Source organism: Nocardioides sp. LHD-245, assembly GCF_030929495.1.
GTDB lineage: Bacteria > Actinomycetota > Actinomycetes > Propionibacteriales > Nocardioidaceae > Nocardioides.
The window spans coordinates 90,915-113,738 of the sequence record NZ_JAVFWN010000011.1 but is presented as its reverse complement, the minus strand read 5'-3'; the positions used below and the strand labels follow the sequence as shown (position 1 = coordinate 113,738).

The 22,824-nt window shown below is 72.8% G+C and carries 21 protein-coding genes; 11 read left to right on the top strand and 10 right to left on the bottom strand.

The features are described from left to right. The first annotated feature begins 125 nt into the window (after nucleotides 1-125). On the top strand, nucleotides 126-797 hold the full coding sequence (locus tag RB608_RS16855) for a response regulator transcription factor (RefSeq protein ID WP_308089201.1): 672 nt from the start codon (nucleotides 126-128) through the stop codon (nucleotides 795-797). Here RB608_RS16855 and RB608_RS16850 read toward each other — a convergent pair. Beyond that, nucleotides 772-1,185: a pyridoxamine 5'-phosphate oxidase family protein gene (locus RB608_RS16850; protein ID WP_308089200.1), complete on the bottom strand. Its 414-nt coding sequence runs from the start codon at nucleotides 1,183-1,185 to the stop codon at nucleotides 772-774. The two genes, RB608_RS16855 and RB608_RS16850, sit on opposite strands and share 26 nt — an antisense overlap. 129 nt (nucleotides 1,186-1,314) lie before the next feature. Here RB608_RS16850 and RB608_RS16845 point away from each other — a divergent pair, with 129 nt between their 5' ends. Continuing rightward, entirely contained in the window at nucleotides 1,315-2,919 is a 1,605-nt protein-coding gene (locus RB608_RS16845) for a GAF domain-containing protein (protein ID WP_308089199.1), read from the top strand. Here RB608_RS16845 and RB608_RS16840 read toward each other — a convergent pair. Next, entirely contained in the window at nucleotides 2,916-4,424 is a 1,509-nt protein-coding gene (locus tag RB608_RS16840; RefSeq protein ID WP_308089198.1) for a carboxyl transferase domain-containing protein, read from the bottom strand. The two genes, RB608_RS16845 and RB608_RS16840, sit on opposite strands and share 4 nt — an antisense overlap. Nucleotides 4,425-4,458: 34 nt before the next feature. On the opposite strand from RB608_RS16840, the gene RB608_RS16835 reads away from it, so the two are divergent. Then, nucleotides 4,459-5,682, top strand: a complete 1,224-nt coding sequence (locus tag RB608_RS16835) for an arginine deiminase (RefSeq protein WP_308089197.1) — start codon at nucleotides 4,459-4,461, stop codon at nucleotides 5,680-5,682. 9 nt (nucleotides 5,683-5,691) lie between these two features. Here RB608_RS16835 and RB608_RS16830 read toward each other — a convergent pair whose 3' ends face one another. Genes RB608_RS16830 through RB608_RS16820 form a run of 3 tightly spaced genes read right to left on the bottom strand, consistent with a single transcriptional unit; the run spans nucleotide 5,692 to nucleotide 7,626 of the window. Continuing rightward, nucleotides 5,692-6,696 carry a 5'-3' exonuclease H3TH domain-containing protein gene (locus tag RB608_RS16830; protein WP_308089196.1) on the bottom strand — a complete coding sequence of 335 codons (1,005 nt, stop codon included), beginning with the start codon at nucleotides 6,694-6,696 and terminating at the stop codon, nucleotides 5,692-5,694. A 34-nt stretch (nucleotides 6,697-6,730) separates the two neighbouring features. Then, nucleotides 6,731-7,267, bottom strand: a complete 537-nt coding sequence (locus RB608_RS16825; RefSeq protein WP_308089195.1) for an SRPBCC family protein — start codon at nucleotides 7,265-7,267, stop codon at nucleotides 6,731-6,733. Next, nucleotides 7,264-7,626 (bottom strand): metalloregulator ArsR/SmtB family transcription factor, encoded by a 363-nt coding sequence (locus RB608_RS16820; protein WP_308089194.1) that lies wholly within the window; start codon nucleotides 7,624-7,626, stop codon nucleotides 7,264-7,266. The genes RB608_RS16825 and RB608_RS16820 overlap by 4 nt, the downstream gene beginning before the upstream one ends. Before the next feature lie 81 nt (nucleotides 7,627-7,707). On the opposite strand from RB608_RS16820, the gene RB608_RS16815 reads away from it, so the two are divergent. Then, nucleotides 7,708-8,115 (top strand): hypothetical protein, encoded by a 408-nt coding sequence (locus RB608_RS16815; RefSeq protein ID WP_308089193.1) that lies wholly within the window; start codon nucleotides 7,708-7,710, stop codon nucleotides 8,113-8,115. 21 nt (nucleotides 8,116-8,136) lie between these two features. Here RB608_RS16815 and RB608_RS16810 read toward each other — a convergent pair whose 3' ends face one another. Then, complete coding sequence (locus RB608_RS16810; protein ID WP_308089192.1) at nucleotides 8,137-9,978, bottom strand: hypothetical protein; 1,842 nt, start codon at nucleotides 9,976-9,978, stop codon at nucleotides 8,137-8,139. Nucleotides 9,979-10,042: 64 nt separating this feature from the next. On the opposite strand from RB608_RS16810, the gene RB608_RS16805 reads away from it, so the two are divergent. The 3 genes from RB608_RS16805 to RB608_RS16795 all read left to right on the top strand — a co-directional run bounded on the left by RB608_RS16805 (nucleotide 10,043) and on the right by RB608_RS16795 (nucleotide 12,538). Continuing rightward, nucleotides 10,043-11,845 (top strand): acyl-CoA dehydrogenase, encoded by a 1,803-nt coding sequence (locus RB608_RS16805; protein ID WP_308089191.1) that lies wholly within the window; start codon nucleotides 10,043-10,045, stop codon nucleotides 11,843-11,845. A 61-nt stretch (nucleotides 11,846-11,906) separates the two neighbouring features. Then, nucleotides 11,907-12,155 (top strand): hypothetical protein, encoded by a 249-nt coding sequence (locus RB608_RS16800; RefSeq protein WP_308089190.1) that lies wholly within the window; start codon nucleotides 11,907-11,909, stop codon nucleotides 12,153-12,155. Continuing rightward, a complete protein-coding gene (locus tag RB608_RS16795; RefSeq protein ID WP_308089189.1) occupies nucleotides 12,152-12,538 on the top strand; it encodes a PIN domain-containing protein in 387 nt (128 codons plus the stop codon). Before RB608_RS16800 ends, RB608_RS16795 begins: the two co-directional genes overlap by 4 nt. 7 nt (nucleotides 12,539-12,545) lie before the next feature. Here the strand turns inward: RB608_RS16795 and RB608_RS16790 are convergent, their stop codons facing one another. Next, complete coding sequence (locus RB608_RS16790) at nucleotides 12,546-13,469, bottom strand: glutathione S-transferase C-terminal domain-containing protein (RefSeq protein WP_308089357.1); 924 nt, start codon at nucleotides 13,467-13,469, stop codon at nucleotides 12,546-12,548. A 205-nt stretch (nucleotides 13,470-13,674) separates the two neighbouring features. Here RB608_RS16790 and RB608_RS16785 point away from each other — a divergent pair, with 205 nt between their 5' ends. Beyond that, the gene (locus RB608_RS16785; RefSeq protein WP_308089188.1) at nucleotides 13,675-14,013 is read left to right on the top strand and encodes a hypothetical protein; all 339 of its coding nucleotides are present in this window, start codon (nucleotides 13,675-13,677) and stop codon (nucleotides 14,011-14,013) included. Nucleotides 14,014-14,104: 91 nt separating this feature from the next. Here RB608_RS16785 and RB608_RS16780 read toward each other — a convergent pair whose 3' ends face one another. From RB608_RS16780 to RB608_RS16770, 3 genes are all read right to left on the bottom strand, one after another. Then, the gene (locus tag RB608_RS16780; protein WP_308089187.1) at nucleotides 14,105-14,584 is read right to left on the bottom strand and encodes a DUF6924 domain-containing protein; all 480 of its coding nucleotides are present in this window, start codon (nucleotides 14,582-14,584) and stop codon (nucleotides 14,105-14,107) included. Between the two features lie 511 nt (nucleotides 14,585-15,095). Next, nucleotides 15,096-16,169: a hypothetical protein gene (locus tag RB608_RS16775; protein ID WP_308089186.1), complete on the bottom strand. Its 1,074-nt coding sequence runs from the start codon at nucleotides 16,167-16,169 to the stop codon at nucleotides 15,096-15,098. A gap of 84 nt (nucleotides 16,170-16,253) precedes the next feature. Continuing rightward, nucleotides 16,254-16,928 carry an HAD family phosphatase gene (locus RB608_RS16770; protein ID WP_308089185.1) on the bottom strand — a complete coding sequence of 225 codons (675 nt, stop codon included), beginning with the start codon at nucleotides 16,926-16,928 and terminating at the stop codon, nucleotides 16,254-16,256. Between the two features lie 204 nt (nucleotides 16,929-17,132). On the opposite strand from RB608_RS16770, the gene RB608_RS16765 reads away from it, so the two are divergent. Genes RB608_RS16765 through RB608_RS16755 form a run of 3 tightly spaced genes read left to right on the top strand, consistent with a single transcriptional unit; the run spans nucleotide 17,133 to nucleotide 22,824 of the window. Further along, nucleotides 17,133-18,623, top strand: coding sequence for a DUF3375 domain-containing protein (locus tag RB608_RS16765; protein ID WP_308089184.1), 1,491 nt, complete (start codon nucleotides 17,133-17,135; stop codon nucleotides 18,621-18,623). Further along, on the top strand, nucleotides 18,620-19,342 hold the full coding sequence (locus RB608_RS16760; protein ID WP_308089183.1) for a DUF4194 domain-containing protein: 723 nt from the start codon (nucleotides 18,620-18,622) through the stop codon (nucleotides 19,340-19,342). Before RB608_RS16765 ends, RB608_RS16760 begins: the two co-directional genes overlap by 4 nt. Beyond that, a complete protein-coding gene (locus RB608_RS16755) occupies nucleotides 19,342-22,824 on the top strand; it encodes an SbcC/MukB-like Walker B domain-containing protein (protein ID WP_308089182.1) in 3,483 nt (1,160 codons plus the stop codon). Before RB608_RS16760 ends, RB608_RS16755 begins: the two co-directional genes overlap by 1 nt.

The following is a 22,824-nucleotide window of genomic DNA, read 5'->3' as shown; positions in this document are numbered from 1 at the left end:
CGCTGCTCCTCTCGGTCTCCGGACCAGCCTGCTCGCCCGGCGTCGTCCACGGGAGGGTCGAAGGTCCCGAGCCGGCGGGCGCGCGGTCCTCCCCGGAGGCTCGGTTCGCGGCTACCGTGGGTGGGGTGAGTGACGATGCGACGGCGACCGCCGCGGCCCAGATCCGGGTCTACCTGCTCGACGACCACGAGATGATCCGTCGGGGGATCCGCGACCTGCTCGAGAGTGAGGGCGACATCGTCGTCGTCGGCGAGTCGGAGTCCGCCCAGGAGGCGACCCGCCGGATCCCCGCGCTGCGTCCCGACGTCGCGATCCTCGACGGCCGGCTGCCCGACGGCTCGGGCATCGACGTGTGCCGCGACGTACGCTCGCAGGACCCGTCGATCAAGGCCCTGATCCTGACGTCGTACGACGACGACGACGCGCTCTTCTCGGCGATCATGGCCGGCGCGGCCGGCTACGTGCTCAAGCAGGTGCGCGGCAACGACCTGCTCGACATCGTGCGCCGGGTGGCTGCCGGGCAGTCGACCCTCGATCCGTCGGTGACCGCGCAGGTGCTCGACCGGATCCGCTCCGGCCCGCCGGTCAACAAGGAGCTCTCGTCGCTGACCGAGCAGGAACTGCGGATCCTCGACCTGATCGGCCAGGGCCTGACCAACCGCCAGATCGCCAGGGAGATCCACCTCGCCGAGAAGACGGTGAAGAACTACGTCTCCTCGCTCCTCGCCAAGCTCGGCATGTCGAGCCGGACCCAGGCGGCCATCTACGCGGTCAAGCACGCTCCGCCGTCGAGCTGAGCAGCCGGCGTCCGGTCACCGATCCCACGGCGATCCGCAGCCCGAGCACGCGGGGGCCGGTGACCCAGGGGCGCGGTCCGTCGGACGCGACGCGCTCCCGCTCGCAGCGCCCGCGGACGAGCACGCTCCATCCGCCGTGCCGCTCCTCGTCGATGTCGTCGACCTCGAACGCCACCTCGCGGTCGGCGCCGTCGCGTGCCATGAGCGAGTAGGGCGTGGTGCGCAGCAGCACCGCGCCGTCGTCGACCACGTAGTTGACCGGGACGACGGACACGCCCTCCGCACCGGACCAGGCGAGCCGGCCCACGGGCCGCGAGCGGAGGAGGTCCCAGCACTCCTCCTCGGACAGAACCACCAGTCGGCCGGGCTGAACGTCGGAATCGTGCACCGGGACCACCTCCTCGTCGGGCCCCTTGCGGGGACGGCTCCATGCTGTCCGGCCGACGGGCGGGGACCCAGATGCGGGAGTCCCGATGACGGCGGGTCCTTGTACCCACTGCCGGTAGCGTTCGGGGGCATGAGCGGGAGGGACGGGATGGACGGGGCGGACGCCGGCCGGCCGGCGGACCTGGACGAGGTCGAGTTCGAGGACCTGGTGCGCGCCGTGCTCGACCGGATGCACGGCGCCCTCGACCAGCAGGCGCGCCTGCAGCTCCTTCTCGACGCCGTGGTCACCATCTCCGCGGATCTCAGCCTCGACGGCGTCCTGGCGCGCATCGTCGCCATCGCCAGCCGCCTCGTCGACGCGCGGTACGCCGCGCTGGGCGTGCTGAGCGCCGGCGGCAGCCGGCGCCTGCGGACCTTCGTCCACCACGGCATCTCCGCGGACCTCGCCGCCGAGATCGGCGAGCTGCCGACCGGACACGGCCTGCTCGGCCTGATCATCGACCGGCCTGAGCCGCTGCGTCTGCGCGACATCGCCGAGCACCCGGCGTCGTACGGCTTCCCGGAGCACCACCCGCCGATGAGCTCCTTCCTCGGCGTGCCCGTGCGGATCCGGGACCGGGTCTTCGGGAACCTGTACCTGACGGAGAAGGCCGGGGGAGGCGACTTCACGGCCGAGGACGAGGAGATCGTGGTCGCCCTCGCCGCCGCGGCCGGCGTCGCGATCGAGAACGCCCGGCTCTACGAGGAGACCACGACCCGCGAGGCCTGGGCCCGGGCCACGGCCGCGCTCGCGCCGGCGCTGGCCGACCCGGACCCGGCCGACGACCCGGTCGCCAAGCTGACGGACCGGGCGCGGGACCTGGCCGGCGCCGATGCCGCCTGGGTCACGCTCACCCGCGACGACGGCCCGTCGGTGATCGCCCGCAGCGGTTCCGGGGACCCTGGCGACGGGCCGGTGCTCGCGGTCCCGTTCGCGCCGTCGGCGGGTGTGGGCGGCACGCTGTCGCTGGCCTGGTCCTCGGAGCACGAGGATCGCTACCACCTGCTCGATCCCCAGCTCGTCGCGGCGTACGCCGAGCAGGCGGCGCTGTCGTTGCAGCTGGCCGAGGCGCGGGAGGACCAGCGTCGGCTCGCGGTCCTCGAGGACCGCGACCGGATCGGGCGCGACCTCCACGACCTGGTCATCCAGCGGCTCTTCGCGGTCGGGCTGGGCCTGCAGGGGGCGACCCGGCTGGTGCAGCGGCCGGAGGTCGCGGCGCGCATCGAGCAGGCCGTCGACGACCTCGACGCCACGATCAAGGACATCCGGCGGGCGATCTTCGGGCTGAGCTCGATCGACACCGCGGGCGACGTGCAGGCCGAGGTCACCCGGCTGGTCGACCGGGCGGCGTCGACGCTGAAGTTCCGGCCCGCACTGCGCTTCGAGGGTCCGGTCCGCACGCTTGTCCCCGAGGATGTCGTCCCCGACCTGCTCGCGGTCCTGGCCGAGGGCCTGTCCAACGCGAGCCGCCACGCGGGCGCGAGTGCGGTCGAGGTGACGCTCGAGGCCGGCGCCGAGATCGCGCTGACGGTCAGCGACAACGGCCGCGGGATGACCGGTGCGGTGACGGAGAGCGGGATCGCCAACATGCGGGCACGGGCCGAGCAGCGCGGCGGCGGCCTGCAGGTCGTCTCCGCGCCGGACGGTGGGACCACGCTGGTCTGGACGGTGCCGCGCTCGCCGTCCGGGTCCTAGCGCGGGGCGGCGGCCCGCAGGGTCGCGGCGACGACCGTCCGGGTCTCGGCCGGGTCGATCACGTCGTCGATCTCGAACACCCGCGCCACGTTGAGCGCGCTGGCGTGGGCGCGCAGCTCGGCGGTGTGCCGGGCGACCGCCTCCTCGCGCTCGTCCTCCGGCAGGGCGGCCAGCTCGTGCGCCAGGGAGAGCCGGACGGCGCCCTCCAGGCCCATCGCGCCGAGGTGCGCGTCCGGCCAGGCCACGGTGAGCAGCGGCCGGTGGGTGCTCCCGCCCAGCATCGCCTGGGCGCCGAGGCCGTAGCCGCGACGCAGCACCACGCCGACCAGCGGGACGGTGAGCCGGGCGCCGGCGTTGACCATCCGCGACGCGTGCCGCACCAGCCCGGCCTCCTCGGCGTCCGGGCCGACCATGAAGCCGGGGGTGTCGACGAGCGAGAGGACGGGGAGTCCCCAGCGCTCACACAGCCCGAGGAAGTCGGCGGCCTTGGCGGATGCTTCGGCGGTCAGCGCTCCGGCGAGGTGCGTCGACTGATTGGCGACCACCCCGAGCGGGATGCCGTCGATGCGGGCGAACGCGGTGACCAGCTCACGCGCCCAGCTCGCGCGCAGCCAGGTCACGCTGTCCGGGTCGGCGAGGGCCTCCACGACCGGGCGGACGTCGAAGGCCTCCCGGTCGTTGGCGGGCAGCATCGTGCGCAGGTCCGCGGGGTCGGTGGTGGCACCGGCGGAGGGGACGGGGCCGGCCAGGTAGCCGAGGATGCGTCGTACGACGGCGACCGCCTCCTCCTCGTCGTCGACCACGACGTCCAGCACCCCGTTGGCCGCCTGGACCTCGACCGGGCCGATCTCCTCGGCGGCGAACCGCCCGAGCCCGCCGCCCGCGATCATCGCCGGCCCGGCCATGCCGAGGTTGGCGTCCGGGGTCGCGATCCGCAGGTCGGCGCTGCCGGCCAGCACGGCGTTGCCGGCGAAGCAGCGGCCCGACACGACGGCGATCCGCGGCACCACGCCCTCCAGGGCGCCCCACAGCGCGAACGAGCCGACATCGAGGGCGGAGACCAGCGGCAGGTCGACGTCGCCGGGCCGGCCGCCGCCGCCCTCGGTGAAGAACACGGTCGGCAGCCCCATCCGCCCGACCAGCTCGATGAGGCGGTCGGACTTGCGGTGCCCGCGCATGCCCTGGGTGCCCGCCATGACGAGGTAGTCGTAGGACAGCACCGCGCACGGCCGCCCGTCGATGGTGGCGGTGCCACCGATGATGCCGTCGGCGGGTGCCTCGACGACCAGCTCCGCCAACGGCCGGCGCCGCTCCTGGGCCGCGGTCACGAACCGGCCGTACTCCACGAACGAGCCGGCGTCGACCAGGTCGGCGATGTTCTCCCGTGCGGTACGGCGATCGCGGGCGTGCCAGCGGGCGACCTTCTCCCCGCGGGCCTCGTCGGTCGTGAGGAAGCGCCGCGCGAGCAGCTCGGTCAGGCCGGTGGCGGGGGCGTCGTCGGTCACCGGGTCATCATCGCGCAGTGGGTACCGTGCGGTGATGGCCCTCTACGTCGGATCCGAGGTCGGCACCCTGCGCCAGGCGATCCTGCACCGCCCAGGGCTCGAGATCGAACGGCTCACCCCGACCAACAAGGACGACTACCTGTTCGACGACCTGCCGTGGGTCAGCCGGGCGCGCGAGGAGCACGACGCCTTCGCCGCGGCGCTGCGGGCCGAGGGGGTGGTCGTGCACCTGCTGGACCGGTTGCTCGCCGAGACGCTGGAGATCCCGCAGGCTCGCGCGCACGTGCTGGCCGCGACCTTCGACGAGCGGATCTACGGGCCGCTCGCCGCCGACGCCCTGCACAACCTGTTCGCCGGCCTGGACCCTGCGGAGCTCGCCGCCCGCCTGGTCGGGGGGATGACCCGCGCCGAGCTGATGGAGCGGATCGAGGAGCCCCGCTCGGTCGTCGTCCGGACCCTCGAGGCCGACGACCTGCTGGTGCCCCCGCTGCCGAACCAGCTCTTCACCCGCGACACCTCCGCATGGGTCTACGACGGCGTCAGCGTCAACGCGATGAGTCGGCGCGCTCGGATGCGCGAGACCGTCCACTACGAGGCGATCTACCGATGGCACCCGGCCTTCGCCGGGACCGGGTTCCGGTGGTGGTCCGACGGGACGGCGGACGCGCCGGCGACCATCGAGGGCGGCGACATCCTGGTGCTGGGCCGCGGCGCGGTGCTGGTGGGGATGAGTGAGCGGACGACGCCCCAGGGCATCGAGCGGCTCGCCCACCGGCTGTTCGCGGCCGGCAGCGCCCGGCGGATCGTGGCGGTCGCGCTGCCGCGCCGGCGGGCGTTCATGCACCTCGACACGGTGCTGACGATGATCGACGAGGAGACGTTGACCCAGTACGCCGGGCTGGGCGACCTGCCGGCGTACACGATCGAGCCCGGCGACACCGACAAGGAGCTCGCGGTCACCGCCCACCCGCCCGGCGGCCTGCACGCGGCGATCGCGACGGCGCTCGGACTGGACCGGATCCGGGTGCTGACGCCGAGCCAGGACGCCCGCGCGGCAGAGCGCGAGCAGTGGGATGACGGGTGCAACGTGCTCGCGGTGCGGCCGGGTGTGGTGGTCGCCTACGAGCGCAACGCCGCGACCAACGACCACCTGCGCGCGCACGGGGTCGAGGTGATCACCATCGCGGGCAGCGAGCTGGGCCGGGGGCGCGGCGGGCCTCGGTGCATGACCTGCCCGGTGGAGCGAGACGGGCTCTGAGCCGGCTGCTCACCCGCGGGGCACGGAGGCCGGGTCGCCGGTCAGCACCCGCAGTGCCAGGGCGGTGGTGGCGTCCATGTTGAGGTGGCCCACCACCCGCTCGACCCGCTCGATGTCGAGCGGCAGCAGGCCGGGCGTGCCCGGCACGTCGGGGGTCAGCCCGAGATCGAGGTCGGTGCGGCCCGACATCAGCCGCAGGTTGAACTCGTAGGTCGCGCGGGCGCCCGGCGCGGAGAGCCGCTTGAGGACGGTGGCGCCGGTGCGGCGGGCGCCGGTCTCCTCGGCCCAGGCGTCCAGGGCCGCGACCACCGAGCGGCCCTCGTCGTGCTCGATGTCGGCCCAGATCTCGCGCATCGAGCCGATGTGGGAGAGCAGGTAGGCGGCCGTCTTCTCGCCGATCCCGGCGACCCCGGGCAGGTTGTCGCTGGCATCGCCGCGCACGGCGGCGAACTCCAGGTAGCGCTCCGCCGGGACGCCGTACATCGCGCGGAGATGGGCGGGGGTGAGCAGGGGCGAGCCGTGGATGCCGCCGTCGATCAGCCGGAGGACCCGGGTGTGCTCGCTGATGTGGGCGAAGGAGTCGCGGTCGGAGGTGATGATCACGCAGTTCCAGCCGTTGGTCTCCGCCCAGGTGGCGGCGGAGGCGTTCACGTCGTCGGCCTCCAGGCCGGGCGGGGTGAGCGTGGCCAGGCCGAGAGCGTCGAGCAGGGCGCCCGCGCGGTCGAGCTGGTCGACCAGCTCGGGGTCCTTCTCGGCCCGGCCGGCCTTGTAGTCGGGGTAGGCGTCGCGGCGCGCCGAGGAGGTCCGGTCGTCGAGGCCGAAGATCACCGCGTCCGGCGCGAAGGAGTCGATCGACTCGATGATCTGGCGCAGCATGCCGTGCAGCGCCCAGGCGGGCCGTCCGCCCCGGTCGCGGTGCCGGGTGTGGGCACGCGCGTGGTGGTGGCGGTGCAGCAGGGACGGCGCGTCGACGGCGAGCAGCAGCCTGCGGGGGCGGTCCGGGACGGGATTCATGGCGATCCCGTCGATCCTAGGGCGCCGCTCGTCCTCAGCCGAAGGCGCGCCGGTAGTGCTCCGAGAGTGCGGGGTAGTAGTCGTCGAAGTCGATCGCCGCCGGGTCGGCACCGGTCTCCGCGGCGACCATGCGGTCGAGGTAGTAGTCCCAGCCGGGCCCGACGTTCTCGGCCATCTCGGGATCGGGGACGTTCTGCGCGAAGGTCAGTGACGTGACCCCGTCGGCCTCCGCGAGGTCGAGACGCAGCTGCCACTGCTCGGGGTTCTCGCCGTCGTAGGGCATCGAGGTCGTGATCCGCAGCCGGTACGGCGGCACGCACTCGTCGATCGTGAACTTCTCCCCGGGCACGTCGTCGCCCTCGTAGGTCATCTGGAAGACCACCTCGCCGTCGGCGGGATCTCCGGTCCAGGTGCCGAGCCAGCGGGCCAGCCGGTCGGACTCGGTCACGGCCGCCCACACGTCCTCGATCGGCGCGCGGAAGGTGCGGACGAGCTCGACGTAGGTCTCGTCGTCGTGGTCCCGGCGGCGGCCGGTGGCGGTCGGAGCGGTCGGTGGCGTCGGGGCGGTCATGCGGTCTCCTCGTGGGTGCGCGGGGTCGGGGTGCCGCGGCGGTCGCGGCTGGTGCGGCGGACCTCGAGGTCGAGACCGTCGAGTGCCGACGCGGGGATCGGGGGAGCGGTGCGGACCAGCGCGTCGGTCCAGCTCCGCACGGGGGCGAGGCCGGCCCGGACCAGCCGGTAGTGCCGCTCCCGACCGTGCTGGTCGGCCGCCACCAGTCCCGCCTCGACGAGCAGGCGCAGGTGCTTGCTGATCGCCGGGCGGCTGATCGGGTGCTCCGCGGCGAGGTCGACCACGCGCGCCGGGCCGCTCGCGAGCCGCTCCAGCAGGCTGCGGCGGACCGGGTCGGCGATCGCCGCGAACGCGTCCATGGCCTATTGGTAACACAACGGTTACCGATTCTTCAAGGGATGCGCGCGACGGAGGTGCCGGGTCCGCGCTAGGCTTCGAACATGCGTTCGGTCCGAGGCGATGCGGCCCAGGAGTGCCTGCCGCTCGACCTGCCCCCACCGATGCCGCCCGCTCCGCGCGAACGACCGGCCCGGTCGCGCCCGGAGGCGCCGGTCGCCGACGGCGAGGACGTGCGGATCCGGCTCCGCAACGACGCGCTCGCCTCCCACGGCTGGCCCGCCGGGACCGAGCTGCTGGTGTCGACCGACCGTCGCCCGCGCCGCGGGGAAGTGGCGCTGGTCCGGGAGGGCGGCCGGCTGCGGATCGGGGTCCTCGAGGTGCGGTTCGGGCGCTCTGCGCTGCGCACCGACCAGGGTGCCGTCCTGCTCGGCCCGTCCGCCCGGATGGTCGGGGTGGTCACGGTCGCCGGTGCCCCGCTGGCGGGGATGCCGGTGCGGTCGGTGCCCTGAGCCGGGCCCGGCGGGACGGCGTCAGTCCGGGGGGATGACGACGGTCCAGCCGATCGCCTTCCCGGAGGCCGCGCCGGCGGTCGCGACGTGCGCCGGCCAAGTGCCGACGTCCGCCGGGCCGCCGTCCGCGGTCAGGCTGCACGCCTGGCCGCTGCCGCTGCTCGTCCCGGTGCGCCGCGTGACCAGATCGGGCGGGACGGTCCAGGCGACCGCGGTGCTGACCTTGGTCACCCAGTGGTGGACCACCCGGGAGCCGGGCACCGTCACCGCGGCGGCCGGCGCTATGTGCCCGGTGCCGCTGCCGGGCTCCACCCGGGAGACCACGGCGGTCACCGCCGCGCCGTCGTACGCCGCCAGGGTCACGTCGACCTTGCTCGTCGCGTCGAGGCCGACCGTGACGGCCGAGCCGGCGGTGCCGACCACCGCGGTGCGGGTGAACACCCAGGAGCGCAGGTCGTCGTCGGTCGCCGTGCCGAGCAGGGTCCACCCGGCCGGCGTCGTGGTCGTCGCGAGGCGGTTGGTCGCGACCAGCAGGACCAGGACGTCGCCCTCCCGGACCGTGGCCGGGACGGTGACGGACGCGCCGGCCGCGTTCCGGCTGACCCCCGTCACGGCCCGGAACTCGGTCGTGCTCCCGGGCGGCGGAGGTGGTGGAGGTGGTGGCGGGCCGTCCGGCGCGGAGAGCGCGACCGAGAACTCCGCGCCCCCGCTGACCCGGCGCGCGTCGGCCACCCCGGTCACGGTCACGGCGGAGGACCGGCTGACCGTGGTGCCGTCGCCGAGCTGCCCGGAGGAGTTGTGCCCCCAGGCGCGCACCGTCCCGTCGGCGAGCGCGGCCAGGCCGTGGTCGCGGCCCGAGCCGATCGCGACCGCCCCGGTCACGCCGAGGACGGTGACCGGGCGGGTCCGCTGCGTGGTGGTGCCGTCCCCGAGCTCGTTGCGGTAGTTGCGTCCCCAGGCCAGGACCCGCCCGTCGGCCCGCAGCGCGTAGGAGTGGTGGGCGCCGGCGGCGACGGCGCTCGCGCCGGTGGTCACCTGGACCGGAGCGGTCCGGTCGGTGAGCGTCCCGTCGCCGAGCTGTCCGTAGGCGTTCCAGCCCCAGGCCCACACGGTGCCGTCGTCGCGCAGCGCCAGGCCGTGGTCCCGGCCGCCGGCGAGGGCCGTGACGCCCGTGAGGTCGCCGACGCGTCCGGGTGTGGCGCGCGCGGTCGTCGTACCGTCGCCGAGCTGGCCGTCCTCGTTGAGGCCCCAGGCCCACACGGTGCCGTCGGTCGCGACGGCGTAGCTCATGTCGCGGCCCGCGGCGACGGTGGCGTAAGTGCGGGTGCCGGGGACACGCACCGGGTGGTTGCGGGTCGTGGTGGTGCCGTCGCCGAGCTGCCCGGCCTGGTTGTAGCCCCAGGTCCACACCGAGCCGTCCGCGCGCAGCGCGAGGGAGTGGTAGTGGCCCGTCGAGACCATGGTGACGTCGCTCAGCCCCGGGACGGCGACCGGTGCCGGGCGGCTCCCTCCGGTGGTGCCGATGCCGAGCTGGCCCATCTGGTTGCTGCCCCAGATCACGACCGTCCCGTCGGAGCGCAACGCCACGGCATGCTCGCGGCCGGTGTGGACGTCGACGACGTCGGTCGGTGCGGCGAGGGGCCTCGCGATGCCGTGCGGGGTGGTCGTCCCGTCGCCGAGCTCGCCGAACGCGTTGCCGCCCCACGTGTACGGCGTGCCCGGGGCGCCGGCCGCGGCCAGGGTGAACGTCCTGCCGGTCTCGTTCCCGGTCGGGGGAGGCAGCGTGACGAGCACGCTGACGAACATCCCGACGAGGATCCCGTCGAGGAGGAGGGTGAGGACGCGCGCGCGGTGAGCGGCCACGTGCCCGACGCTAGGCCGGGTGGGTGGGCGCCGGCCTCACCAGGATCGGGTAGAGACTGGCCGGGTGAATCCGGACCTGCTGCTCGCGCGCCGCGACCTCGACTTCCTGCTCCACGAGTGGCTCGACGTCTCGGGGCTCTGCGCGCGGGACCGGTACGCCGAGCACAACAGGGACACCTTCGACGCGGTGCTCGACCTGTCGGCGGAGCTGGCGGGGGAGCACTTCGCGCCGCACAACGCGCTCAGCGACGTCCAGGAGCCGCGGTTCGACGGCGAGACGGTCACGATGATCCCCGAGGTGGGCGCCGCGGTGCGCGCCTTCGCCGAGGCGGGCCTGGTGTCGGCCGCGATGGACGAGTCGGTCGGCGGCGGGCAGCTGCCCCACGTCGTCCAGCAGGCCTGCTTCGCCTGGTTCCAGGCGGCGAACGTGTCGACGTCGGGCTATCCGATGCTGACCATGGCCAACGCCAACCTGCTCCTCGCGCACGCCTCGCCCGAGCAGGTCACGCGGTTCGTGCCCCCGATGCTCGACGGTCGCTGGTTCGGCACCATGTGTCTCTCCGAGCCGCAGGCCGGCTCCTCGCTGGCCGACGTCGCGACCCGCGCCGTACGCCAGGACGACGGCGGCTTCCGGCTGTTCGGCAACAAGATGTGGATCTCCGGCGGCGACCACGAGCTGGGGGAGAACATCGTCCACCTCGTCCTCGCCCGGGTCGAGGGCGCGCCGCCGGGCGTGAAGGGCCTGTCGCTGTTCGCGACGCCGAAGTACGTCGTGACCGCCGACGGGGCCCGCGGCGAGCGCAACGACGTGACCCTGGCCGGCCTCAACCACAAGATGGGCTTCCGCGGCACCGTCAACACGGTCCTCAACTTCGGCGAGGGCCGATACCTGCCGGGCGGCTCCCCGGGCGCCGTCGGCGAGCTGGTCGGCGAGGAGGGCCGGGGCCTGGCCGTGATGTTCCACATGATGAACGAGGCCCGCATCGGCGTCGGGGCGGGCGCCGTCGCGCTCGGCTACACCGGCTACCTCCGCGCCCTCGCCTACGCCCGCGAGCGGGTCCAGGGCCGCCCGCTCGCCGCCAAGGACCCGGCCGCCGCGCCGGTCCCGATCGCCGAGCACGCCGACGTGCGCCGGATGCTGCTGGCCTCGAAGTCGTACGTCGAGGGCGGGCTCGCGCTCGTCCTGCGCGCCGCCCTGCTCCTCGACGACCAGCACACCCACCCCTCCGCGGACGCCCGCGCGCGGGCCGGCGCCCTGCTCGACGTACTGACGCCGATCGTGAAGAGCTGGCCCTCCCAGTGGTGCCTGGCCGCCAACGACCTGGCGATCCAGGTGCACGGCGGCTACGGCTACACCCGGGAGTACGGCGTCGAGCAGCTCTACCGCGACAACCGCCTCAACCCGATCCACGAGGGCACCCACGGCATCCAGGCGCTCGACCTGCTGGGCCGCAAGCTCGTCATGAACCGCGGGACCGGCCTCCAGGTCCTCCTCGAGACCGTCCACGAGAGCGTCGAGCACGCCCGTGCCACCGCAGATACCGAGCTGGGCGGGTACGCCGACCGGGTCGCCGCGGCGGCCGACCGGCTCGCCACCGCCGTGGCGGCCGCCTGGGAGTCCGGCGACCCGCGGGTCGCCCTGGCCAACGCGACCACCGGGCTGGAGGCCGCCGGTCACGTCGTCGTCGCCTGGACCTGGCTCGACCAGCTCCTCGCCGCCCACGGCAAGGAGGGTGCGTTCTACGACGGCAAGCGAGCCGCGGGCCGCTACTTCCTCACCCACGAGCTGCCGAAGACCGGTCCGATGCTCGACCTGCTCGCCGGCGGGGACCAGCTGTTCAACGAGGTCGACCCCGCCTGGCTGTAGGTCGCGCGCCAAGCCGTACGTACGTCTTTTCTAGGACGTACGTACGATCTAGAATGGCGGCATGGCAGGCCCGGTGACGCCGTCCCAGCTGCGGCAGGACATCTACCGTCTGATCGACCGCGTTCTCGAAAGCGGAGAGCCGTTGGAGATCGACCGCAAGGGCCGGCGCCTGCGTCTCGTCCCGGATGTCCCCGCTGACCGGCTCTCCCGCATCCGCACCGACCCAGGCCTGATCACGGGTGATCCCGAGGAGCTCGTCACGATCGGTTGGTCCGGCGAATGGGACGACGCGCGAGCACTCGCGCCGTGACCGCCCTCCATCTCGACACGCACGTCGTCGTCTGGCTGTACGCAGGCGAGCACGCGCGCTTCCCCGACCCCGTGCGCGAGCGCCTCGCTGCCGATCCGCTCCGGATCTCGCCGATTGTCCGCCTCGAACTCACCTACCTCCATGAGATCGGCAGGATCACGGTGCCGGCGGCGCGCATCGTCGACGAGCTCGAGCGCGCTATCGGGCTCGAGGAGGACGTCACGCCGTTCGGTGCCGTGACCCGCGCCGCGGAGGCCCTGTCCTGGACGAGAGATCCGTTCGACCGGCTGATCGCCGCCCAGGCGCTGGTGTCGTTCGCGACACTGGCCACGAAGGACGACGTCCTCCGTGAGGGGCTGGGTCAGTACGCCGTGTGGAGTTGAACGCCGGTCAGGCCCGGTCGCGCCCGTGCGGCGTGTGCCAGCCGGACTCGTCGGGGCCGACGGGCACGATCCGCGTCGGGTTGATGCCGGTGTGGACGACGTAGTAGTGCCGCTTGATCTGCTCGAAGTCGATCGTGTCGCCGAAGCCGGGCGTCTGGAACAGGTCGCGCGCATAGGCCCACAGCACCGGCATCTCGGTGAGTTTGTTGCGGTTGCACTTGAAGTGCCCGTGGTAGACCGCGTCGAAGCGCGCCAGGGTCGTGAACAGCCGCACGTCGGCCTCGGTGATCCGGTCGCCCATGAGGTAGCGCCGGTCCGCGAGCCGCTCCTCGAGCCAGTCCATCGCCGTCCAGAGTCGCTCGTACGCCGCCTCGTACGCCTCCTGCGACCCGGCGAACCCGCACCGGTACACGCCGTTGTTGAGCTCGGTGAAGACCCGCTGCATCACCTCCTCCATCTCCTCCCGGCACTCGTCCGGCCACAGGTCCGGCGCGTCCGGGCGGTGGTGGTCGCGCCACTCGAAGAAGAGGTCGTGGGTGATCCACGGGAAGTCGTTGGTGACCACCGACCGCGTCGGCACGTCCACCATCGCCGGCACCGTGATGCCCCGCGGGTAGTCGGGGAAGCGTGCGAAGTAGGCCCGCTGGATCCGCTCGTACCCCAGGACCGGGTCCACCCCGCCCGGGTCGAGGTCGAAGGTCCAGCTCCGCTCGTCGTGGGTCGGCCCGGTCAGTCCCATCGAGACGACCTCCTCGAGCCCCAGCAGTGAGCGCACGATGATCGCCCGGTTCGCCCACGGACACGCCCGCGCGGCCACCAGCCGGTACCGCCCCGGCTCCACGGGCCAGGTCGGCACGTCGAGCTCGCTACCGCCGTACGGGTCCTGGCTGCGGCCCTCGACCTTGGTGATCCGGTCCGGGATGTAGTTCATGTCCCGTTCGAAGGCCTGGGTCTTCTTCGCGTCCGTCGGCACGTGTCCTCCTCGGTAGTCGCCTCGGCCCCGAGCCTAGGTGGCGGTCCTGGGCGACCTGGTCGTCCCGGCACTGTTTCCGGGTCGGGGAAGCGGATCGTCGGGCAAGATGCGCGGTACGTCGCGCGGTGCCGCTCCGCGGTCCGACGCCCTGACAGGAGACCCCATGACCCAGGACCCGAGCCAGTCGAAGATCGTCCGGCCCTTCACCCGTCAATCCACCGTGCTCGAGCTGGCCTCGACACTGCCCGGGCGCGCGTTCAAAGCGATGATCGTGCGCCAGCTGCCTCCGACGGCCACCGAGAAGGAGCGTCAGGAGTTGGAGGACATGACCGTCGGTCTTCCGCTGGAGACCTTGGTGGAGCTGTCCGAGGGCAAGCTCACCTGGGGGATCGCCGACTCCATCCTCGACCTGGCGAACCGCAAGCCCCATCGTCTGATCGCTCGTGGCGTAGGCGCCGGTGCGGGCGCTGTGAAGAAGGCCGTGAGCGTGGTTCGCCGCTGACGGCGCGCACGCTCGCCCTCCGCATCCAGGACCTCGCGCCGGGGAGCGACGCGCGGCCTGGGAAGGCCCGGGACCGAGCCGGGTCGCGGGACTAGAAGCCTCGGAAGACTCCGTCATCGTCCACGGCATCCGCGAACTCAGCGAAGTCCATGTTCGCGATCGACAGGTTGTCGTCGATCGAGGCGACCGCGGTAGCAACGCACCGGAACGCTTGACCGAAGACCCATCCGAACTCCTCCTCATCCTCATCGTCAGCGCTCAGGTCCACGAACACCACCGTCGGATCTTCGCCCGACGTCGCCTCTCGCATCGAGCGGTGGTCCGCGAGGATGACATAGCCGGGGTGCTCTCTGGGCCAAGCGCTCGCGAGGGTCTCCGGAGTGACGGAATCGAAGCCCAGATCTGAGATCGCCGCCTGATGTGCAGCGTATTCGTCCCCGTCAGCGACGCCGTCGGACTCCTGAGACACTGCTTCGACCACGCGCTGCCAGGCATCGTCCGCTGAGAAATCGGTGCGGATGAGCGGCATCAGGCCGTCGGCGACGAGTTGAGCAATGCGGTCGAGGTTCATGGCGGGATCCTTGCCGAGCTCGTCTCAGCGCGCACCACTTCCTTCAGATCCGGTGGCCGACCGTCCGAGACCCCGAGCGTCACCCACGCCCGAGCGCGGCCGCATCCAGGATCAGCTCGTACCGTGCCGGGTAGATCTCGCCGATCAGGGCGCCGTCGGGGTCGCGTAGTGCTTCGACGACGGTGGTGCCGTAGCCGGTGACGACGCGGACGAGGCCGTGCGGGGGTCTCCCAGCGGTAGGCGCCGAGGCCGAGTTGCCGGGTGCGATAGGGGAGGTGGGTCTTGGTGCGGTGATGTCGGCGGGTGAGGGGTGCGTCGTTGTGGTCGCCGGTCTGGCCGGGTGGGCCGTGGCTGTCGTAGGGGGTGAGGTGGTCGTGGTCGAGGCGGTGGGTGCGGGAGGGGGAGTGGGGGAAGACGTCGCCGTTGGTGCGGAGCTGGGTGCGTTCCTTGCAGGCGGCGGGGTGTTCGTAGGCGTCGACCGCGGTGGTGTGGTTGAGGTCGATGACCGGTTTCAGGTCGATGCGGCGGTGGCGTAGGAGGGCGGCGAGCTGGTCGAGGAGCATCGGGCCGAGGTCCTCGACGCGGGCGAGGCCTTGGGTGAGGCCGGCGAGGACGGCGGCGCTGAGATGGACGTGGACGACGGCTTTGCGCTCGGCGCGCGACGACCGGGGCGACTGCCGGGGCGACGGGGGCGGCCGGGGCGACTGCCGGGGCGGCGGGGGTGAGTCTGTGGCCGGGTCTGTGGTTGCGGTGTCGTCCGGGGCCGGGCCGGGGCTGCGGATGCCTTCGAGGAAGCGGACGGCGGCGTGGGGATCGGCGAGGAGTTCGGCGGCGCGGGCGCGGAACTGGTCCATGGTGGGCACGTCGTCGTCGTGCTCCGGAATGTGCTGGTCGGCGAGCGCGGCGGCGATCTCCTCGACGGTGGTGGTGAACTCGAGGGCGCCGGCGGTGGGGAGGCGGAGTGTGATCGGCTGGACGTCGGCTTGTCGGTCGATGGCGGCGACCGTCTGGCCGGTCGGCGTCGGCAGGTGAACACGCCGGTCCGGGCCTCCTCGGCGGCGATCCGCTTGTGGTGGGTCTCGGGGTCGGCCTCGATGGTCCGGGCCTCGGCGAGCTCGATCAGTTTGCCGGTGGGGAGGTCGTGGGCGGCGGCGAGGGACGTGTCGACGAGGGCGACGGCGTCCTTGGTGAGGGGCCGTGACAGGTCGGCGATCTTGCGTGCGACCCACACCTCGATGTCGAGGTTCTGCACCCGCTGCCACAGGAGCGGGAGGCGGTGGCGCAGGTCGAGCGCGGCCGCTGCGCGGTGGGTGGTGGCGATCGTGCCGGCCTGGCCGGCGATCGCGAACTCGGCGAAGCAGAGCTCGGCGACCTGGGGTGTGCCCTCGCCGCCGAGCTGGCAGAGTCGGTCGCCGCCCAGGCGCGCGGGCACCGCCCCGGGTTGGGACTGCGGGTCCGTGGAGTGCAGGTCGCACCAGGCCAGGAGCCGCAGCAGCTCGTCGACATCGCCCTGGCGTCGCTGGCGCACCCCGGACTCCTCGGCGGCGAGCAGTGCCGCCGCGTCGAGTTCCGAGAGGTCCACCATCACCCCATGCTACTCGAACATGTGTTCGAACGCAACCATCTCTCCCCGCGGCAGTCGCCCGGTGCGCGAGCCGGAATAGCCGATCTACGGCTGGCCTTCCTCGGTGAGGTCGCGCCCAGACGCCGTGAAGAACCGGGTGACCGCCCACCGAAGGTCGGCCATGTCGGCGATGACGATGTCGGCCTCGGCGAGCAGATGAGCCGGTGTGCGCGCCGCGTAGCCGATGACGCCCATCCCTGCCGCGCGGGCCGCCTCGACACCGGAGGGGCTGTCCTCCACCACCACGCACGAGGCCGGCGTCGCGTCCATGACCGCCGCGGCATGGAGGAACAGGTCCGGGGCGGGTTTGCCCCGGCTGACGTCCTCGGCGCTGAAGATCCGGCCGACGAACCTGTCGCGAAGCCCGGTCAGGCCCAGGGTGAGCGCCATGCGTCGATGGCTGCCGGACGATGCCACGCACGTCATGAACCCGTCGCGCTCGATGGCCGTCGCTGCCTCCGCGACGCCCGCGACCGGCTCGAGCTCCTGTTCGAAGAGTCTCGTGCGCTCCGCCTCCGCACGCGCCACGAAGTCCCAGGGCACAGGTCGGCCGATGTGCCGCTCGATGTTCGCCTGGATCGCGGGCCAGCTGCGACCGAGATGCTCGGCCACGGCCTCGTCGACCGTGATCGGCCAGCCCAGCTCAGCGATCAGGGCGAGCTCGACACGCATGACCAGCGGCTCGCTGTCGACCAGGACACCATCACAGTCGAAGAGCACGAGTCGGATGGACTCGCTACGAGACTGCGTTTCCGGCACCTGGCCGAGGCTAGCGCCGCGGTCGACCAGGCGGGAGCGTCACCGATGTCCTGAGACCTCGCAGGGGACCTCCGGCCCTCCGGCTGCGGGGGTGGCCCAGGATCCGTCGTACCCCTCTGGAATGCTGTTCCCTCCCCCGAGAGCCAGGAGGAAGGTGGGGACGACGTGAGCGAGATCGCCGGTGAGCTGGCGCGGGTCAAGGGCGCCTTCGCGCAGCCGACCCTCACGCTGCTCCACCAGCGCCAGGCGCCGGTCGTCATCACGATCTTCCGCGCGGCGTTCGGGCGCAACAACAAGCCGATCCCGACCGCGCGGCTGCACACCCAGGTGGAGGAGCACCTCGCCGAGATCGCCTTGGCAGGAGAGTCCGAGGTGCCGTCCGGGAGCGGTCGCGACATCTGCCAGCGCTGGATGCGGGGTCAGTGGCTGGTGCGCTCGCTCGACGAGCAGGGCAACGAGGTCTACTCACTGACGTCCCACGCGCAGCAGGCGCTGGAGCTGGTCAAGAACCTCGCCCGCGACCGCGCCACGCTCAGCGAGCACCGGATCGCGACGATCCTCGGCACCGTGCGCCGGTTCAACTCCGAGGCCAACCCCGACCGCAGCGCGCGGGTGAGTCTGCTCAACGAGGAGATCGCGCGGCTCAAGGCCGAGCGCGACCGGCTCGTCGACGGCGCCGAGATGGTGAGCGCGACCGAGGACTACATGGTCGAGGGGTTCACCGAGCTGCTGTCCCTGATCAGCGCGCTGCCCAGCGACTTCGCGCGGGTCGAGGAGCGCTTCGCCACGATCCGCGGCGAGATCCTGGCGGCCTTCCGGGCCGAGGACCGCCCGGCCGGCGAGGTCATCGACGAGTACCTCGCCCGCGCCGACTCCTTGATGACCGTCACCCACGAGGGGCGGGCGTTCGAGGGGGCGTTCGCGCTGCTGCGCGACGACGCGCTGGTGACCCAGCTCCGCGAGGACCTGACCGCCCTGCTGGAGCACCCGCTGTCCGACGGGATCCTCGGCGACGCCGACCGGGCCGAGCTGCGCGGCACCGTCCGGCTGGTGCGCGACGGCCTCGACCGGGTGCTGGCCCAGCGCAGCCGGGTGACGGCGACACTCAAGGAGTACATCGTCTCCCACGACGCCGCCCGCGACCGCGAGCTCGAGCAGACGCTCCGCCAGGTGGAGTCCGAGCTGATGACCTGGATGGCCGAGACCGGACCACGAGCGACCCACGACGTCGCGCTGCTGCCCTCCCGGGTCGGCGTCGACCACCTGCGCGAGCGCTTCTACGATCCCGCCGACGACGTGCTGCCCGACCGGATCACCGACGCCGACCCGGCCGACGCGCCCGCCCTCTCGCTCGCCGAGCTGATGGCCCAGGGCGGCCCCCAGCTCGGGTCGCTGCGCCAGCGGCTCGAGGCCGCGCTGCACGACCTGCTGCCCGCCGCGTCGCTGGGTGAGCTCTTCGAGACCCTCGAGCCGTCCCTGCGGCGGCCGGTGGAGATCTTCGGCCTGCTGCACCTCGCCGCCAACCGCGACCTGACCACGGAGGACGCCGTCGAGTCGTTCGCCGCCGTGCGCCCCGACGGGTCGCACCGGACCTTCGCCGTGCCGCGCACCCCCCTGCCCGACCCCGACCTCGACCGTCAGGAGTCCCGAGCATGACCGTCGACCTCACCGACCCCGCCGAGGCCGCCGATCCCTTCGAGGTCGATGACTTCGAGGTCATCGACGACCGCTCCGTGTCGCTCTTCGAAGGCGACGAGGGCGGCCTCGAGTACGCGCAGCGCCAGGCGCTGGTCGCGCTGCTCAAGCAGCGGTTCATCAGCGCGCGCACCCACCCGCGCGACTGGCAGGCGCTGGTGGAGCACGAGCGGGTGATCCGCTCGCGGCTCAACGACCTCTTCCTCGACCTGCAGATCGACCGCGACCGCGAGGTCGCGTGGAAGCGGCAGGCCGTCGCCGAGGGCGGTGCCCGGTTCCCGACCCTGTTGCACGACACGGCGTGGTCGCGCGAGGAGACGCTGGTCCTGGTCCACCTGCGCGACCGGCTCCGTGCCGGACAGGCCGGCGGCGACGCCCGCGTGTACGTCGATCGCGAGGACATCGTCGACTACGTCGCCAGCTACCGGCCGGCCCACGCCACCGACGAGTCCGGCGACGAGAAGCGGGCCCGCAACGCCGTGACCGCGGTGACCAAGGCGGGCCTGCTGATCGCCACCGCGGCCGAGGAGCGGTTCGAGATCAGCGAGGCCGTCGAGCCGCTGCTGCCGCTCGAGCTGCTCCAGGAGCTGTTGGAGGCGCTGCAGCAGGCCAACGGCACCGACGCGCCGGCCGAGGCGGCCGCCCGCCAGGACGACCTGTTCGAGGGGGAGGACGCCTGATGTCCATCGACGAGATCGAGCAGGTGGAAGGCGCCGACGGGCTGTTCGCCGAGCAGAGCGTGGCCGCGCCCGTCGACGACACCGTGCAGTGGCGCGCCTCCCTCCTGCAGCTGGTCAACTGGGGCGGCTTCGGCGGTCTCACCACGGTGCCGCTGGCGGGCGACGCGACGATGATCTCCGGCGCGTCCGGCGTCGGCAAGAGCACCATCCTCGACGCCTACACCGCGCTGATGATGCCCTCCGACACCAAGTTCAACGGTGCCTCCAACGACGCCGTCGCGGGCCGGGCGCGCAGCGCCGGCCAGCGCAACCTGCTCTCCTACCTCCGCGGCGCCGTCGACGTCGTCGACGACCCGAGGACCGGACGTCCGGTCGAGAAGCTGCTGCGCGGCAAGGGCGCCGACACCTGGGGCGCGGTCGCGATGACCTTCGTCAGCGACCAGGGTGGTCGGTTCACCGCGCTGCGCACCTACTACGTGCCCCGGCGCGCGGCCCGCTCCGGCGACGTCCTGATGCAGATGTGGACCCACGAGGGGACCCTGCCGCTCGACAAGCTCGAGGCCGCCGTCCCCGAGAAGTTCCACGCCAACACGATCAAGAAGCTGTTCCCCGGCATCCGGGTCCACCGCACCTACGCCGACCTGTCGGCCGTGCTCCACGCCCGGCTCGGCATCGGTGCCAACGGCGACGGCTCCAAGGCGCTGCGCCTGCTGGCCCGGATCCAGGCCGGCAACCAGGTCCGCAGCGTCGACGAGCTCTACAAGGACATGGTCCTCGAGCGCCCCGCGACCTACGCCGCCGCCGACCGGGCGATCGAGCACTTCGACGACCTCGACGCCGCGCACGCGGCGATGCGGACCGAGCAACAGAAGCTCGAGCTGCTCGAGCCGATCACCGAGATGCACGAGCGTCGTACGACGGCGGCCCAGCGCCTCGCCGAGCTCGACTCCTACGGCATCACGCTCACCGGCGACCAGACTCCGCTCCGCTACTGGCTGCTGCGCACCCACCTGCGCCTGATCGAGACCGCCGTCGCCGCCAATCGTGACGCCCGGTCCGCGACCGTCCAGGCACTCGCGGCCGCCCAGGCCGCGGAGATCCAGCTCACCGGCGACCTGGACGCCGCCAAGGAGGCGCACCGGGACGCCGGGGGCGGCGACCTCCAGAACCTGGCGGCGCTGGCCGACGCCGAGCGCAACCTGCGCGAGGAGCGCGGCAACCGGCTCGCCGAGCTCGAGGAGCGGGTCTACCCGCTCGTCGGCCTCACCGACCCGATCGGCTCGGACCCGCCCGACCTGGAGTCCGCGCTGGAGGACGCCGGCGCGTTCACCGTCCTCCAGGAGCAGGCCCGTGAACGGGTCGCCGCGGGCGAGAAGGAGCAGAAGCGGCTGCAGGCCGAGCGTGAGACGGTGCTGCGCGAGCAGCAGTTCCCGCTCACCCAGGAGCAGTCGGTGCTCAAGCAGGAGCGGGCGTCGCTGGAGAGCCGCGCGGGCCGGGTGCCGGCGTACCTCCACGACCTGCGCACCGCCGTGGCCCGGGCCAGCGGGCTGTCCGTCGAGGAGCTGCCGTTCGTCGCGGAGCTGATCGACGTCGCGCCCGAGGAGGTCCGCTGGCGCACCGCGATCGAGACCGTCCTCGGTGGCAGCGCCCGGATGATGCTGGTCCCGCTCGACCGGCTCTCCGACTTCTCGGCCGCCATCGACGAGCTGCGGCTGCCGGCGCGACTGACCTTCCAGGGGGTCGAGCTCGACCTCCCCGGCGCCGGCCCGTCCGATCCGGAGCGGATCGCCGGCAAGCTGCTGTTCAAGGACTCGCCGTTCGCGGGCTGGGTGCAGCAGCACGTCGAGGAGCCCGCCCGTAACGCGCTGTGCGTCGCCAGCGCGGCCGAGCTCGACGGCCCCGGCTTCCGGGTGACCCTCGCCGGCCAGACCCGCAACGGGCGCCGCGGCGCCCACGGTCGCAACGACCAGCGCAACATCATCGGCTTCTCCAGCGAGGACGCGATCGCCGAGATCGACGCCCAGTTGGCCGGCGTTGAGCGTCAGCTCGGTGAGATCGACGCCCGGCTGGCCGAGCTGGGCCGGCGCTCCGGCCTCCTCGACCTCCAGCGCAAGGCGTACGACGCCATCGTCATGGTCCGCTTCGACGACGTCGACGTCGCGGGCAGTGACCGGCGGATCGCCGACCTGGAGCAGCGCCGCGCCGCCATCCTCGCCTCCGATGACCGCCTCCAGGTGCTGCAGGCGCAGATCGACACCCTGGGCGCGCAGCTGAACGAAGCACGTCAGGAGCGCTTCGGTCTCGACCAGCGGCAGCGCGAGCTCAACGTCGAGCACGGCGAGCTCGCCGAGTCCGAGGACATGATCAAGGACCGCCTGATCGCGGTCGAGCAGGCCGGTGCCGTCGTCCTCGATGAGGAGCAGGAGGCGGCGCTGAGCGCGGACTTCGCCGCTGCCGCCGCCCCGGCGGACCCCGACGACCTCGACCGGTTCATGGAGAACTCCCAGCGCCTCGGCGAGCGCCTGCGCACCGCGCTGGCCGACGCGGACGCCGAGATCCGGCGCTGTGACGACGACCTCGCCAACATCTTCCGCAGCTACAAGTTCACCTGGGACTCACCCAACCTCGGTGCCACCGCCGACTCCTATCCCGACTACGCCCGCATCCTCGACGAGATCCGTGGCAAGGGCCTCGCCGACCGGCGCTCGGAGTGGCGCCGCCGGCTGACGGAGTGGAGCGGTCAGGACCTCGTCCCCCTGCTGGGCGCGATGTCGTCCTCGGTGGAGGAGATCGAGGACCGGCTGGAGCCGATCAACGCGATCCTGCGGCGCCTGGAGTTCGGCGCGTCCGCCGACCGGCTGCGGATCCGGCTGCGCCGGCTCGCGCCCGCCCACGTCCAGGTGTTCATGAAGGACCTGCGCGCCCTGTCCTCCGGCGCCACCACCGAGCTGAAGGAGGAGGACCTCGAGAAGCGGTTCGCCGAGCTCAGCCGGTTCATGAGGCAGCTCCGCAAGGCCGACCACACCACCGACGCGGCCGGCTCCGGTGACCGCGACCGGCTGCTCGACGTACGACGGCATGTGGAGATCAGCGCCGAGCGCTACGACCACCTCACCGGGGAGCTGCGCGCGACGTACCGGACGCTGGGGGAGAAGTCCGGCGGCGAGAGCCAGGAGCTGGTCGCCTTCATCGTCGGCTCCGCCCTGCGCTTCCGGCTCGGCGACGAGATGCGGTCGCGACCGCGGTTCGCGCCGGTGTTCCTCGACGAGGGTTTCGTCAAGGCCGACTCCGAGTTCGCCGGCCGCGCCGTGGAGGCGTGGAAGGGCCTCGGGTTCCAGTTGATCGTGGGCGTCCCGCTCGACAAGGTCACCGGCCTCGAGCCGCACATGGACGAGCTGCTCGCGATCACCAAGAACACCACCACCCACCAGTCCTGGATCACGCCGATCACCGACGCCGTGGACGCAGCCGACCCGGAGTAG

Coding starts and splice junctions, on each gene's coding strand:
- RB608_RS16835 (WP_308089197.1), top strand. CDS start 4,459: ATGGCCCTCTACGTCGGATCCGAGGTCGGCACCCTGCGCCAGGCGATC.
- RB608_RS16830 (WP_308089196.1), bottom strand. CDS start 6,696: ATGAATCCCGTCCCGGACCGCCCCCGCAGGCTGCTGCTCGCCGTCGAC.
- RB608_RS16845 (WP_308089199.1), top strand. CDS start 1,315: ATGAGCGGGAGGGACGGGATGGACGGGGCGGACGCCGGCCGGCCGGCG.
- RB608_RS16785 (WP_308089188.1), top strand. CDS start 13,675: ATGACCCAGGACCCGAGCCAGTCGAAGATCGTCCGGCCCTTCACCCGT.
- RB608_RS16780 (WP_308089187.1), bottom strand. CDS start 14,584: ATGAACCTCGACCGCATTGCTCAACTCGTCGCCGACGGCCTGATGCCG.
- RB608_RS16755 (WP_308089182.1), top strand. CDS start 19,342: ATGTCCATCGACGAGATCGAGCAGGTGGAAGGCGCCGACGGGCTGTTC.
- RB608_RS16800 (WP_308089190.1), top strand. CDS start 11,907: ATGGCAGGCCCGGTGACGCCGTCCCAGCTGCGGCAGGACATCTACCGT.
- RB608_RS16775 (WP_308089186.1), bottom strand. CDS start 16,169: ATGGTGGACCTCTCGGAACTCGACGCGGCGGCACTGCTCGCCGCCGAG.
- RB608_RS16760 (WP_308089183.1), top strand. CDS start 18,620: ATGACCGTCGACCTCACCGACCCCGCCGAGGCCGCCGATCCCTTCGAG.
- RB608_RS16825 (WP_308089195.1), bottom strand. CDS start 7,267: ATGACCGCCCCGACGCCACCGACCGCTCCGACCGCCACCGGCCGCCGC.
- RB608_RS16790 (WP_308089357.1), bottom strand. CDS start 13,469: ATGAACTACATCCCGGACCGGATCACCAAGGTCGAGGGCCGCAGCCAG.
- RB608_RS16820 (WP_308089194.1), bottom strand. CDS start 7,626: ATGGACGCGTTCGCGGCGATCGCCGACCCGGTCCGCCGCAGCCTGCTG.
- RB608_RS16815 (WP_308089193.1), top strand. CDS start 7,708: ATGCGTTCGGTCCGAGGCGATGCGGCCCAGGAGTGCCTGCCGCTCGAC.